The sequence below is a fragment of the Nocardiopsis mangrovi genome (assembly GCF_042653925.1).
Classification (GTDB): Bacteria; Actinomycetota; Actinomycetes; order Streptosporangiales; family Streptosporangiaceae; genus Nocardiopsis_B; species Nocardiopsis_B mangrovi.
On the sequence record NZ_JBHSFQ010000060.1, the window covers coordinates 1 to 13,003 of the forward strand.

The following is a 13,003-nucleotide window of genomic DNA, read 5'->3' on the forward strand; positions in this document are numbered from 1 at the left end:
GCCTCGTCACCGGCGCGCATGATGAGCATGTACTTCGGCATGGGTCGCTCTCCTCCGTGCAACGGCGCCGTGTTCGGCGCCTCTCGATCAGACGTCGAACGGCACACGACCCGATCGACATCACGGCTGAACTTTTTTCCGAACGCGACGATAGACCGGCCCGCGGGCCATCCGATCCACGGCGCCGCCGGTGGGAGAGCCGATGGCCGGAGAGGCGGTGACGCGCACACCGGTGCGCGCTGTGAGGGGCCGCGGCGCCCGGCTTCCGGGGGCACCGGTCCTGAATGGGGCGGTGACCTCCATTGCCGCACCCGACACGACAACGAAACGCGTGTGACATATGACACTGTTGTCGCGTCGGGGGTGCACGCCGATGCCGCGGCCGGGAACACGCCCCCACCAGCGAAACGGACGGCGAAGCGGCACCGGACCGGAAAGGACGCGCAGATACCGGGGTCCGGGAAAACTTTCCGCATATGTTTCCGATAAATGAACCCGGCTATTATTTCGCCCTCGCAGATCGCGCGAGCGCCGCCACGGCGGGACGAATGCCGCGACTCCGGGATTCGCGGGATCGGCCGAGCGCGCACCCGCGGACTCGCGCGCGGCACCCGCGGGGCGGACCAGGGCATCCGACGCCCGGCGGACGTCGGCCACCGGTCGCCAAGATCCCCCCGGCCACCGGCGCCGCCGAACCGGGAACCCCGCCGATGCCCCGCCCCTCCCGCGCCCCGCTCGCCTCCAGCCGCCGTCGCGCCGAACGGATTCCGCGCCGCACGCCCTCCGGTGCGCCCTTCCGCGAGCCGCCGACCTTTTCCGGATCGATCCGATAGACAATTCATCCATCCTCGAATTCACGTGAACGAATTGCGTTATCCGAGAAATCCGGACACGCCAACGCGCCCGCAAAAGGCGGCATCGCGCCGAACGTGAATGAATCCACCCCCCTATACGCACAGGAGTCGCGATCCGGTCACCGTACGTCGCCAAAACACAAACACAACACACCTGAGCAGGCAATACACACAGCCGCACAACACATCGGACCCAAAACAACAAATCACCAAATAGTGATTTTCCAGTCGCATTCAGGGTATGCTGTGCACGCGAATTGCCATCGGAATTCCGTGTCGGCGATCAGCATCGCCCACGCCGTCCTCCAGCGTCGACCGTGTGGCCTCTTCCGGCCATCCTGAAAAGATGGGAATACAGCCGTGATCCGGGTGATCCTGGCCGAGGACCTGCACATGGTGCGCGGAGCACTGGTCGCGCTGCTGGACTCCGAGGACGACATCAGCGTGGTCGCCGAGGTCACGGGCGGCTACGCGGTCATTCCGGCGGTCCTGCACCACCGCCCCGACGTCGCCATCATCGGTGTGGACCTGCCCGGAACCGACGGCCTGGCCGCCGCGGCCGAGATCGAGGAGCGCAAGCTGGGGACCCGCACCCTGATCCTCACCGGACCGGGACGGCCCCAGGAGGCCCACACGGAGCTGGGGGACCGGGTCGGCGGCTGCCTGCCCAAGGACGCCCCGCCCAGCGAACTGGCCCGGGCCGTGCGGCGGGTGCACTTCGGCCACAGGGTCGGGGGCGGCGCCCCCGCGCCGCCCCTGACCCCCGTCACCGACTCCCCCCTCACCCCCCGCGAGCTCGACGTGCTGCGGCTGACCGCTCAGGGCTTCGACAGCGCCGAGGTCGCCGACCGGCTGTTCCTCGCCGTCGGCACGGTGCGCAACTACCTGACGTCGATCACCGCGAAGCTCAACGCCCGCAACCGGGTCGACGCGGTCCGCATCGCGCGCGAGTCCCGCTGGATCTGAGCGCATCGGCGGCCGTCACCACCCCGCACCGGGCAGCAGCGACCGGATCCCCGGCCCGGCCGCCTCCAGCACCGTGCCGAACCAGGCCGAGAACGGGTCGGACGCGCGTTGCGCGGCGAGTTCACCCGGCGTGACCCACCGGCTCGCCCCGACCTCCTCGGGATCGGGGCGCAGCGGTGCGCGCAGGGTGCCGACGAACAGGTGGTTGTGCTCCTTCTCCACCAGGCCCGAACGGGGATCGGCCAGGTCGTAGGTCACCGTCCCCGCTCCGGCCAGCAGCTCCGGGGCCGCGCCGAGCTCGTCGACGGTGCGCCGGACGGCGGCGAGGAACGGCGGCTCGGCGGGGAACGGGTGGCCGCAGCAGCTGTTCGACCAGACCCCGGGCCAGTGGTACTTGCCGTCGGCGCGCCGTTGCAGGAGCATGCGCCCCTCCGGGGAGAACAGGAACACCGAGAACGCCCGGTGCAGCGCCCCGGGCGGGCGGTGGGCGGCGAGTTTCTCCGCGGCCCCGATAGCGGTGCCGTCGGCGTCGACCAGCTCGACGAGGATCTTCCGGTCCGGCATGGCCCTCCCTGGAATCATCGCGGTGCGGGGTCCCGGAGGCCGGCCGGACCGGTGGCCGCGTCGCCGATGGCGCGATCGACCAGCCAGCCGGCCGCCCCCGTGTACTGTGCGGGGTCGCACAGTTCGGCGAGCCGGGCGCGGGAGAACTCCCGGGCGACAGCGGCCTCACGGGCGAGCAGATCGGGCATCGGGCGCCCCGAGCGGGCCGACTCCGCCGCACAGCGCGCCGCCAGCGCGCGGGCGTCCGCTCGGCCCAGGTGCGGCGTGAGCACGGCGGCGACCCGTTCGCTGGTCACCGCGGCCGCGGCCGGCCGCAGGTTGTCCGCCATCCGCTCGGGGCGGGCGGCCAGCCCTCCGGCCAGCTCCACCGCCGTGTGCGCGGCGCCGCCGGTCAGCCGGAGCCCTTCGCGCAGCAGCGCCCATTCCGCGTGCCAGGCGCCCGCGGAGCGTTCGTCGTCGGCGGTCAGGCACTGGGTGAGGCCCGCGGCCAGCACCGGGACCTGCAAGGCCGCGGAACGGATCATCGTCGCCAGTACCGGGTTGCGCTTGTGCGGCATCGCGGACGAGGCGCCCCGGCCCTGCGGCCCGGGTTCGGCCACTTCGGCGATCTCGGTCCGGGACAGGGTGAGGACGTCCACGGCGATCTTGCCCAGCGCGCCGCAGGTGAACCCCAGCACCGCGGCGAGGTCGGCGACCGGGGTGCGCAGGGCGTGCCAGGGCAGGTCCTGGCGCGCCAGCCCCGTCTCCCGGGCAAAGGCCTCGACCAGCCGGTCCAGGTAGAAGCCGGTGGCGCCGCCGTCCTCTTCGGAGCCCGCGCACCGCGCGTGCTCCAGGTAGCCGGCGAGGGTTCCGGCCGCTCCGCCCAGCGATACGGGGAGCCCCGACAGGCGGACCCGCTCCACCCGGTCGCGGGCGTCCGAGACCAGCCGGTGCCATCCCGCGGCCTTGAGCCCGAACGTGGTGGGCACCGCCTGCGTCGCCAGGGTCCGCCCGGCCATCGCGGTGTCCCGGTGCCGGCCCGCCAGGGCGGCCAGCGCTTCGGCGGACCGTTCCAGGTCGTCGCCGATCAGCTCCAGCGCCCGGCGCGCGACCAGCATCGCCCCGGTATCGAGCACGTCCTGCGACGTGGAGCCGCGGTGCACGTATTCGGCGGCCCCCGGGTCGTCCGCGGCGACCACCCGGGTGAGTTCCCGGACCAGCGCGACGACCGGGTTGGCGTTCTCCCGGGCCGACACCGCCACGGCGCGGACGTCGATCCGGTCGGCCCTGGCCGCGCGGGTTATGGCGGCCGCCGCCGACCGGGGCACGGTGCCCAGGGACGCCTGGGCGCGCGCCAGCGCGCTCTCGGCGTCCAGCATGGCCTGCGCCCATGCGGTATCGGCGACCGCCTCCTCAACGGGGGTCCCCGCCCGCACCGGCGAGAGCAGCCCGGTGTCCGGCGGCGCGTTCACACGATCACCCCGATCAGGTCGGCCGGCTCCGCCGACGGCGCCGCGCCGGCGCTCCCCGGGCGGCGGGCGGGGTCGAGGTCCAGCACCGCGCGGGCGATGGCGTCGGAGTCCCCGAGGGTGACCGAGTCCACGCCCGGCCGGGTCCCCGCCGCGGTCACCCAGTGCACCGACTCCGTCGGCACCCCGTAGGAGAACCGCCGCGGGTGGGCCTGTCCCCGGCCGTCGATCAGCCGGTAGGGCCGCTGGGTGACGGCGAGCCCGCCCGTCTCGTGGTAGCCGCCGTCCGCGGCGGGGATCCGGTACGGCACGGCCTGGTCGACGTGCAGCAGGTGCTCGACCAGGGGGTCGTCGACGCGCCGGAGGTCGGGGGCCGGGAGCCGCGCCTCGATGAGGGCCCGGGCGCGCACCGGCGGGCCGGGCACCTCGCCCGACGCGGCCACGAACTCGGCCGCGGCGGCGTCGAACCAGACCTCCGTGCCGGGGCCGAGGACCTCCACGACGCCCGCCTCGATGAGCGCGATCAGCTCGCGGACGCGCGAGGGCGGCGGGCCGATGGACAGGTAGGCGTTCAGCGGCGTGTACCAGCCGTCCAGCTCGTCGCGGTGGGAACCGCCCTCCAGTCCCCCGTGGTCCACGGCCAGCCGGACCTCGTTGCGCAGGTCGCGCAGCACGTCCAGAGCCGCTTTGAGGGGGCCGCCGACGTTCCCCTGCTGCGCCGCCTCCACGTCGCGGGCGAGGTGCCCCAGCAGCCAGCCGCGGAAGGCGGCCCGATCGGCGAAGTCGCGTCCGGCGCACGGCCGGGTGATCCGCTCCCAGCTCCACCGCTCGTGCCCGGCGATGCCGTACTCGGCCGGCAGCGCGGTGGCCTCGGGGCCGCCGCGCAGGTAGCGCGCCGCGAACCCGTCCGCGTCCGCGCCGCGCGCGGCGAGGAGCGCCTCGTAGTAGACGGTCTCCACCTCGCGCGCGATCAGCGGCCACACGTCCGCGGTGAAGCGGAGCCCGCTGGGGGCGTCGCGGCGCATCAGGGTGATCGCCCGAGGGGTGAGCAGCCGCGGCGTATACCGGCCGGCGGCGCCCTTCTCGTTGCGCCCGCGGCAGTGGTACGGAACGCCGCGCCGGGAGAACGCGTACAGTTGCGGCTCCGCTCCCGACGCGCGGTACACCAGCCGTTCGCCGTCGTCCTCGTAGCGGCCGCCCCGGCCCTCGGTGAGCAGCGCCATGTGGTCGAAGAAGTTCAGGCCGAGGCCGCGCAGCAGAACGGGCCGGCGGGCCTCGATCCCGCTCAGGTCGACGTCGGCGGGGTTGCCGGGGGTGATGTAGGTGAGGTGGTGGATGCGCGCCAGGCTCGCGGTCCGCGCCTGCTGCCCGGTGGGCCGGACGGGCAGGTGGCCCAGCGCCAGGACCACCGAGTCCAGGTCGTCGAGCCGGGTGCCGTCCTTCAGGCGCACGCCCTGCGGGCCGTCGGGCAGCCCTTGCACGTCCGCCATCGACACGGCCCGGGACCGGTGCACCTCGACGCGCACGCCGTCCGGCACGTTCGCCGTGATCCGCTCGAAGCACTCCCGCAGATAGCGGCCGTAGAAGGCGCGGGTGGGATAGTCGTCCGGGCCCAGTGCCCGCGCCTCCGCCAGCACCTCCTCGTCCCAGCCGTCGAACTCGCCCAGCAGCGCCAGGCCGCGCGCCCATTCGTACAGCGAGGGGCCGGGCTCGATGGGGCCCTCGATCCGGACGCTGTCGTCGGTGAACACGGTCACCTGGGAGGCGACCGTGTTCATCAGCAGCAGCCTGGACTGGTCGGTGCGCCACACACGGCCGGCGCCGGACGGGTGCGGGTCGATCAGGTGGACCGTGACGGGGCCGAGCCCCGGTGCGGCGCGCACGTAGGCGCACAGCCGCTCCAGCACGGAGAGCCCGCGCGGGCCGCCTCCGACGATGGCGACCGACAGGCCCGGGGCGCGGCGCGCCCGCGTGCCGGGGCGCGCGTCCGGGCTCTCGGGTGACGGGGGGATGTCGTGCATGGGATCACTGCTCCGTTCCGCAGGGGTGCGGGGCGTCAGCCTGCGGCGCCGTTCAGCAGACCCGCCAGCTCGATGCGCTTGATCTTGGTGGTGGCGGTCTGCGGCAGATCGGCCAGCCGCCACTGCACCGGCGGGGCCAGCGGCGGGAGTCCGGCCACCGCTCGGGACCAGGCGGCCTCGTCCAGCGGGGAGTCGTCCCGGGTGCACACCACGGGGACGGGGGCGCCGTCCGCGGCGGGCACGATGACGACCTCGACCAGTTCGGGGACCCGGGCGAAGAGCTTGTCCTCGATCTCCAGGGTGCTGTCGATGCCGTCGATCTCGTCGACCTCCCGGTCGAGCAGGTGCAGGCACCCCCACTTGGTCCGGTAGCCGAGGTCGCCCATCCGCCACCACCCGCCGTGGACCTGCCGACGCCAGCGGGCGTGCTCGGCGAGGTAGGTGACGATGCGGCCGTCGCTGCGCACCTCGATGAATCCGGGCGAGGACCGGGTGACGGGACCGCCGTCCCTGCTGACCACGCGCACCGCGGTCATCCCGGGGAAGGGCCGCCCCACGCAGCGCCCGTCCGCGTCGTTCGCCCAGCTGCGGGAGTAGGTCCGCGCCGCGATCGGCCCGACCTCGCTCTGGCCGTACGCCTGCGCGAACATGGCGCCGGGGCGCTGCGAGGCGTTGAGCATGGTGCGCACGGTGCGCGGGTGGATGGCGTCGAAGGTGCTGCTGAAGTACTTGACCTTGGCGAGCGGTTCACGGGGATCCTCGGCGAGGACCTCCCAGCGCAGGAAGGTGTTCGGATGCGCCTCGATGAAGCCCGGCGGCACCTTGGCGAACATCTCGGCGACCGACTCCGGCGCGTCGTCCCGGAGGACGATCAGGGGGTGGCCCTGGAGGACGGAGATGGGCATCGCCGTGTACATCCGCGAGTGCACGAAGGAGACGTGCACCGCGATCGGCTCGCGACGCCGGACCGCGGCGCCGACGACGGCGGCCTGCGGCCGGTAGCGCGCCTGGAAGGTGCGCCCGGTGTGCACCGCGAGCTTGGGGAGGCCCGTCGTGCCCGAGGTGTGGGTGACCATCGTGGGGTGGTCCGGCGGCATGGTGATCGGCCGGACCCTCGGGGTGCCGGCCAGCGCGGCCAGGCTCGTGGCCCGCGGGTGCTCGCCGCAGGCGACCACGACCTGCTCGCTCAGGTCGAAGACCTCCTCGGGCAGCTCCGTGCGGAGCTTGGCGCCGTCGGTGAGCAGGAACGGCCGGTTGGCGCGCCGCACCAGCTCGGCGACCGTGGCGCCGTCCAGCTTGGGCGAGAGCATCACGGGGATGCCGCCGATCCGGGCGACGGCGCACGCCAGCAGCGAGATGTCGAAGTTGTCGCTCTTGTGGACGACCACGTGGTCGCCCGGCCTGACACGGCACGCCCACAGCCGTGACGCGATGTCGTCCACCAGGTCGGCGGCCTCGGTGAGCGTCAGCCGGCGTCCGCGCTCGGGGGCGATGTCCAGGTCGTGGTCGAGGATGATCGGGCCGCCCGGGTAGCGGGCCGCGGCCCGGTCGAAGAGGGTGCCCAGTCGGATGCCTTGGTTGGCGATGCGCTGAAGGAACATCGGCTCTTCTGTCCTGTCTGGTCGGGTCTTCGGAGGTCCCCCCGGCGCCTCAGCCGCGCTCGATCACATCCCGGATCCGGGCCAGGGTCACGTCGAGGTCGTCGGCGAGTTTTCCGGTCCAGTCGGCGATGAAGCGCTTGCGGTCCTCCTCGTCGAGGTCCGCCGTGATCTTGCGGATGCCGGCGGTCGCCCGGCCCATGCGGAAGTGGTGGGTCAGCACCGCCCCGCCGGCCGCCGGCGCGATGTCGAACCCCCAGACGCTCTCCTGGTCCTCGTGGGCGTGCGACAGCATCATCCAGCGGAAGGTGCGGCCGGGTTCGGCGGCCACGACCCGGGCCTCGGTGTGCCAGGTGCCGCGGACCAGCGGGGCCCAGCCGACCACGTCGTCGGCGCGCAGGTTCTCGCCGCGGAAGATCGATCCGGCCTGTCCCGGCGGACCGGAGGTCCAGGTTCCGCCGCGGCACTCGGGGCTCCATTCGGCGCTGCGCGGCAGGTCGCTGACCACGGAGTACACCGTCGCCGGTGGGGCGGCGACCGCGATGCGGGCGTCGAGCTCGAACAGCGGCGTGGTGTCGATGATCGATGTGCTCATGGCGGTCATCGTGGCAGCGGGCGGAGCGGACCGGCCACGACCGCGGGCGGGGTTGGTCAAGTCGCCCCCGCGGTGTCACGCACCCGCAGGACCAGGCGCCGACCGGAGCCGGCCCCCGATTCGAGCCGCCGGTGGGCGTCGGCGGCGGAGCCGAGCGGCAGGTCCGCGCGGCGCCGCGGCCGCAGGCGCCCGGCGGCCAGGTGCCGGCCGATGTGGGCGGCGGCCTCGGCGAGTTCGCCCGTGGTGGCCTGCGAGATGGCGAACCCGGTGACGGACCGGTCCAGGAGGTAGAGCGATCCGACCGGGAGCACCGCTCTGTCCTCCCTCCCCGCCAGCACGACGACCCTGCCGCGCCGTGCCAGCAGCCGCACCGCCAGGTCCAGGTCGTTGCGCCCGGCCGCGTCGATGTAGAGGTCGGTGCCGCCGCAGGCGGCGGCGATGCAGTCGGCCAGGCCGGGGGCCCGGGAGTCGACGGCGGCTTCGGCGCCGAGTGCGCGGCAGTACCCGGCGTCGCCGGCGGCGGCCGCGGCGATGACGCGGGCGCCCGCACAGGCGGCCAGCTCCACCGCGGCGGCCCCCACATTGCCGGCCGCGCCCATGACCACGACGGTCTCGCCGGGGCGCAGCCTGCCGTGGACGAACAACGCGAGGTAGGCGGTCGCGGCCGGGTGGGCCGCTGCCGCGGCGTCGGCGGGGTCGGCGCCCCGCGGCAGCGGGTAGAGCCGTTCCGCGGGGACGGCGACGCGCTCGGCCGCGGCTCCCTGCCGTCCGGCGTGCCCCATGCTCAGGCTCCACACCCGGTCGCCGGGCGCGAACGCCGGCGCGCCGGGGGCCGCTGCGGCGACCCTGCCCACGAGGTCGCGGCCGATCACGAAGGGGAAGTCGACGGGGGTGCGCCAGGCTCCGGACCGCACGAAGGTGTCGACGTGGTTGACGCCCGCGTAGTCCACGTCGACCAGGACGTCGGTGGGACCGGGGCGGGGGTCGGGAAGCTCGCCGTAGCGGATCTCCGAGGGAGGCCCCAGCCGTTCGATGTATGCGGCGTGCATGGCACCGGATTGTGGCGCGGCCCCCCGGCCGGGCCGCGCCCCCGGCCGCCGGTTTGTCACCTCGGCCCCGTTCCGACCGCCGGATCCGCCGTGGCTCCGCGTCGGCGCGATGGTCTCGGTCCGACCATGACGAATCGGTGATTTCCTCACATTGCCCGCACAAGTGCACTCGCGTAGCCTTTCCACCTCGGTGGGTGATGGCCGATATCCGAATCGGGGAGTTCGGGCCACGGGGTGGCCCCGGCTGCGTTCGCTCGGCCCTCAATCCGCGACGACAACGCCGATACAGCGATGACCGACATTCGTGGGCCGGATCCACCTGGGGGACACGCCTTATGCCGACATCGATCGAATCGCAGGTCAGCATCGCGCCGTCACGTGCCCGCTCGCCAAGTACACCGTGGAGCCACTTCCCCACACCGATCATCGGGCGCAGACGCGAACTCGCTCACCTGAACGACCGGCTCCACGCGCCCGAAGTGCGCATGCTCACCCTCACCGGGCCGGTGGGCGTGGGCAAGAGCCGGCTGGCCGCGACCGCTCTGCTGGAGTCCGGCCCCCTGTTCGGGGCGGGTGCCACCTACATCGACCTCCACGCGTCCCGGGGCACGGGCTTATGGCCCGCCCTCGACGCCGCATCGCGCCCGCCGCCCGGAAGCGGGACCGGGGCGGCGTGCCGCACACTGCTCGCCGTGGACAGCTGCGACGACGTGTTCTCCGAACTGCCCGACGCGCTGACCCGGCTGCTCGCCGACCGCGAGGAGATCGTCGTGCTGGTCGCCGCGCCCGAGCCCCTGGGCGTCTACGGGGAGGAGGTCGTCCGCGTCGCGCCCCTGCCGGTCCCCGCGGTCGACGGCCCCGTCGAGGACCTGCACGCCAACCCCTCGGTCCGGCTCTTCGTGCAACGGGCCCGGGCGGTGCGCCCCGGCTTCCGGCTCACCCCCGACAACAGCGCCGCCGTCGCCCGGCTGTGCGTACGCACCGGCGGGCTGCCCCTCGCGTTGGAACTCGCCGCCGGGCGCATGAAGGTCAACTCCCCGAAGGGCGTGCTCGACGCTCTCGACACGAACCTGGACGTGCTGTCCGGCGGCGGCGGCGAGACGCTGTCACGCCACACCGGCATGCGCGAGGCGATCACCGGGGCGCTGACCCGCCTGGACCGGTCCCAGCAGGAGTTGCTCGGCCGGATCGCCGTGTTCCACACCGGCGCCGACCTGCACGCGGCGGTCGCGGTCGCCGGCAGGCCCACCGGCGAGACCCGCCAGCGGCTCGAACGCCTCGTGGACATGGGCCTGCTCCTGGCGGAGGAGTGCGAGGACGGCGCCGTCTCCTTCGCCCTGCTCTCCCTGACCCGGCAGTGCGTCCTGGAATGGCTGGAGCAGAGCGGCTTGGACACCGAGTTCCTGCACGCCCATGCCGGGTACTTCCTGGCCGGTGTGGAGGAGGTGGAGCCGGGCGACGGCGGCGCGGTACCGCAGCGCGCGCCGCACTGGCGGCACGACGTGCAGGCCGCCGCCGAGTTCCTGCTCGACAGCGGAGCGCGGAGCGAGGCGATCCGGCTGGCGACCGTCCTCGGCACGAACTGGGGCGGCAACGGCACGCTGCACGCGGCCACCGACCTGCTGCGGCGGGCCCTCGCCGCACCCGGGGCGGCGCCCCGCACCATCCTCGACGGCCAGTCCGGACTCGGTGAACTGCTGACCCTCGCAGGCGATTTCGACCTCGGGGAGCGGCTGCTGCGCGAGGCCCTGCGCGGCTTCGGCGACCTCGGCGACGGGGCGGGCGCCGCGCTGGCCGGACGCCGGCTGGGCACCCTCGCCCTGAACCGCGGCGACACGGTCCAGGCGGAAGAGCTGCTGCGCAGGGCCACCAACGCGCTGGGGACCGCCGGCGTGGCGCGCCAGCACGCGTTCGGGCTGCGCGAGCTGGCGCGGTGCCTGCGGGTGCGGGAACGCCCCTCGGCCGCGGCGCAGGCCGCCCGCCACGCCGCGGCCCTCTTCGAGGGGATCGGCGATACCCGCGACGCGGCCGAGGCGGAGAGCGTTCTGGCGGACGCCGTCCTCTCCTCGGGAAAGCCCGCCGAAGCCGAGCGGCGGCACCGCGAGGTCCTCGGCCGGCTCGCCACCATGGGCGACCGCGGGACCCGCGGGGTGGTGCTGGAACGGCTCGCGCTGGCCCGGGTGGCCCTCCCGGGTGCGGAGGACGCCGAACTGCGCCGGTCCGCCCGGGAGTTCGGCGCGGCGAGCGTGATCCGCGAGTCCACGGGCTGGGCCGTGCCGGCGCCGCTGGCCGCGGAGATGCGGCAGGCCGTGGCGCGGGTCACAGCGCGTCTCGGCGAAGCGGACTTCGAGCGGTGCCGGGAGCAGGGCCGCGGCGCGGACCGCGAAACGGTCCTGGGCGAGGCGCTGGTCCCGCCCGCCGTACGCGCCGCACCGCCGCGGCGCGCGCAGCGGGACGCCCGCGTCCACCCGCTCACCGCGCGCGAACTCCAGGTCGCCGAGCTGGTCGCGGCGGGGCTGACCAACCGCGAGATCGCCCGGCGCCTCTCCATCTCCGAATGGACCGCGATCAACCACCTGCGCAAGATCATGCGCAAGCTCGACTGCTCGTCGCGGGTGCACGTGGCCGGGTGGTTCGCCCGCACGCGCCGGCGCGAGGACCCGAGCGGGACGGCGTCGTCATCGGCGGCGTCGGACTGACCGTCCCCCGGCTCAGAAGGGCCACCCGGCGGCGTGGGCGGCCACGTTCGCGACGACCGTGCACAGCACGACCACGCGGAAGGCGGCGATCCCCTTGCTGCGCGCCGGGAGCGGGTCACCGGTGCGCAGGAAGCCCGCGTACTGGGCCGTCCGCAGCGCCATGAACGGCAGCACGGCGGCCGCGAACCACCAGGGGATCGCGCCGACCGCGGCGGGGGCCAGGACCACCAGCAGGTTCGCGGCGGTGAGCAGGCCCAGGAAGACCCGGTTGCCGCGTTCGGACAGGACCACCGCCGCGGTGCGCCGGCCCACGGCCGAGTCGCCCGGGATGTCGTTGGTGTTGGAGTAGCCCGAGATCATCAGCTGGCCGAACCCGAACAGCAGGCCCTGCACCAGCACCAGGACGGGCAGCTCCCCCGTGGCCAGCCCGTAGGGCGCGATCACGAACGCCGAGGCGGAGAACAGCAGGGTCGCCTCGCCGAGCCCGTGGTAGCTGAGCTTGAGGCCCCAGGAGTACTGCACGCTCGTGGTGATGAGCAGGACGGTGACGGCCAGGACCCACGGCTCCTTGTGCGGGCTGACGGCGATCGCCGCGGCCCACCACAGCGCGCCCCAGATGAGCCCCGCGTAGCCGAACCGCTGGGCCTGGTCGACGGTGAGCTCGCCGGTCAGCAGGGGTTTGCGCTTCACCGGCCGCAGCGCCGTGTCCGGTACGCGGAGGTAGTTCTCGGTATCGCTGCCGTCCTTGAGGCCGGTGACGTCGTCCAGCGTCATCACCGCGGCCAGCACGCCGAGCATGCCGACGACGAAGAGGAGCAGCACGGTGAGCGTCACCGGGTCGGCGAGCGCGGCCGGCCCCAGGGCGGTGGCGACGACGACCAGGGCGAGCAGGAAATCCAGCACGAACTTGTACTTGACCAGGCGCGCGTAGCGGCCGACGAGCGCCGCGGTACCCGTCCGCGCGGGGTTCTCAATGGGCATCGGCGTACTCCCAACAGGTCACGGGGCGGGCCCGGGACGGAACGGTCGACCGGGGCGGAGGCGGGGCGGGGGACGGGGAGGGGGCTCAGGGACCGGCGGATACCGAGGGGGTGCCTGAGGCGGTGCCGTCGTCCTTCATGCCCTCGGCGATGCGCATGGCCTCTTCGATCAGGGTCTCGACGATCTTGGACTCCGGCACGGTCTTGATCACCTCGCCCTTGACGAAGA

Annotated in this window: 9 protein-coding genes and 1 pseudogene; 2 read left to right on the plus strand and 8 right to left on the minus strand. The window is 74.0% G+C overall.

Annotated features, from left to right (window positions below; all coding sequences use genetic code 11):
- Window positions 1-1,214: 1,214 nt before the first annotated feature.
- Window positions 1,215-1,820, plus strand: a complete 606-nt coding sequence (locus tag ACFO4E_RS29635) for a response regulator transcription factor (protein WP_378580561.1) — start codon at window positions 1,215-1,217, stop codon at window positions 1,818-1,820.
- A 15-nt stretch (window positions 1,821-1,835) separates the two neighbouring features.
- On the opposite strand, the gene idi is transcribed toward ACFO4E_RS29635, so the two are convergent.
- The 6 genes from idi to ACFO4E_RS29665 are packed head-to-tail and all read right to left on the minus strand — an operon-like array spanning window position 1,836 to window position 9,095.
- Window positions 1,836-2,384 (minus strand): isopentenyl-diphosphate Delta-isomerase, encoded by a 549-nt coding sequence (idi, locus tag ACFO4E_RS29640; protein WP_378580563.1) that lies wholly within the window; start codon window positions 2,382-2,384, stop codon window positions 1,836-1,838.
- A gap of 14 nt (window positions 2,385-2,398) precedes the next feature.
- Entirely contained in the window at window positions 2,399-3,835 is a 1,437-nt protein-coding gene (locus ACFO4E_RS29645) for a nitrosuccinate lyase (RefSeq protein WP_378580565.1), read from the minus strand.
- Window positions 3,832-5,853 carry an FAD/NAD(P)-binding protein gene (locus ACFO4E_RS29650; protein ID WP_378580566.1) on the minus strand — a complete coding sequence of 674 codons (2,022 nt, stop codon included), beginning with the start codon at window positions 5,851-5,853 and terminating at the stop codon, window positions 3,832-3,834. The genes ACFO4E_RS29645 and ACFO4E_RS29650 overlap by 4 nt, the downstream gene beginning before the upstream one ends.
- A gap of 35 nt (window positions 5,854-5,888) precedes the next feature.
- Entirely contained in the window at window positions 5,889-7,454 is a 1,566-nt protein-coding gene (locus tag ACFO4E_RS29655) for a class I adenylate-forming enzyme family protein (RefSeq protein ID WP_378580567.1), read from the minus strand.
- Window positions 7,455-7,503: 49 nt separating this feature from the next.
- Complete coding sequence (locus ACFO4E_RS29660) at window positions 7,504-8,046, minus strand: SRPBCC family protein (RefSeq protein ID WP_378580569.1); 543 nt, start codon at window positions 8,044-8,046, stop codon at window positions 7,504-7,506.
- 56 nt (window positions 8,047-8,102) lie between these two features.
- Entirely contained in the window at window positions 8,103-9,095 is a 993-nt protein-coding gene (locus ACFO4E_RS29665) for an alcohol dehydrogenase catalytic domain-containing protein (RefSeq protein WP_378580571.1), read from the minus strand.
- A 335-nt stretch (window positions 9,096-9,430) separates the two neighbouring features.
- Here ACFO4E_RS29665 and ACFO4E_RS29670 point away from each other — a divergent pair, with 335 nt between their 5' ends.
- Complete coding sequence (locus ACFO4E_RS29670; RefSeq protein WP_378580573.1) at window positions 9,431-11,794, plus strand: LuxR C-terminal-related transcriptional regulator; 2,364 nt, start codon at window positions 9,431-9,433, stop codon at window positions 11,792-11,794.
- A 12-nt stretch (window positions 11,795-11,806) separates the two neighbouring features.
- Here ACFO4E_RS29670 and ACFO4E_RS29675 read toward each other — a convergent pair whose 3' ends face one another.
- Together ACFO4E_RS29675 and ACFO4E_RS29680 are read right to left on the minus strand one after the other, a co-directional pair.
- On the minus strand, window positions 11,807-12,775 hold the full coding sequence (locus ACFO4E_RS29675) for a UbiA family prenyltransferase (RefSeq protein WP_378580575.1): 969 nt from the start codon (window positions 12,773-12,775) through the stop codon (window positions 11,807-11,809).
- 85 nt (window positions 12,776-12,860) lie between these two features.
- Window positions 12,861-13,003 (minus strand): annotated as a pseudogene (locus ACFO4E_RS29680) (flavodoxin-dependent (E)-4-hydroxy-3-methylbut-2-enyl-diphosphate synthase); the annotation flags it as partial.

Coding starts and splice junctions, on each gene's coding strand:
- ACFO4E_RS29650 (WP_378580566.1), bottom strand. CDS start 5,853: ATGCACGACATCCCCCCGTCACCCGAGAGCCCGGACGCGCGCCCCGGC.
- ACFO4E_RS29670 (WP_378580573.1), top strand. CDS start 9,431: ATGCCGACATCGATCGAATCGCAGGTCAGCATCGCGCCGTCACGTGCC.
- ACFO4E_RS29655 (WP_378580567.1), bottom strand. CDS start 7,454: ATGTTCCTTCAGCGCATCGCCAACCAAGGCATCCGACTGGGCACCCTC.
- idi (WP_378580563.1), bottom strand. CDS start 2,384: ATGCCGGACCGGAAGATCCTCGTCGAGCTGGTCGACGCCGACGGCACC.
- ACFO4E_RS29660 (WP_378580569.1), bottom strand. CDS start 8,046: ATGAGCACATCGATCATCGACACCACGCCGCTGTTCGAGCTCGACGCC.
- ACFO4E_RS29665 (WP_378580571.1), bottom strand. CDS start 9,095: ATGCACGCCGCATACATCGAACGGCTGGGGCCTCCCTCGGAGATCCGC.
- ACFO4E_RS29675 (WP_378580575.1), bottom strand. CDS start 12,775: ATGCCCATTGAGAACCCCGCGCGGACGGGTACCGCGGCGCTCGTCGGC.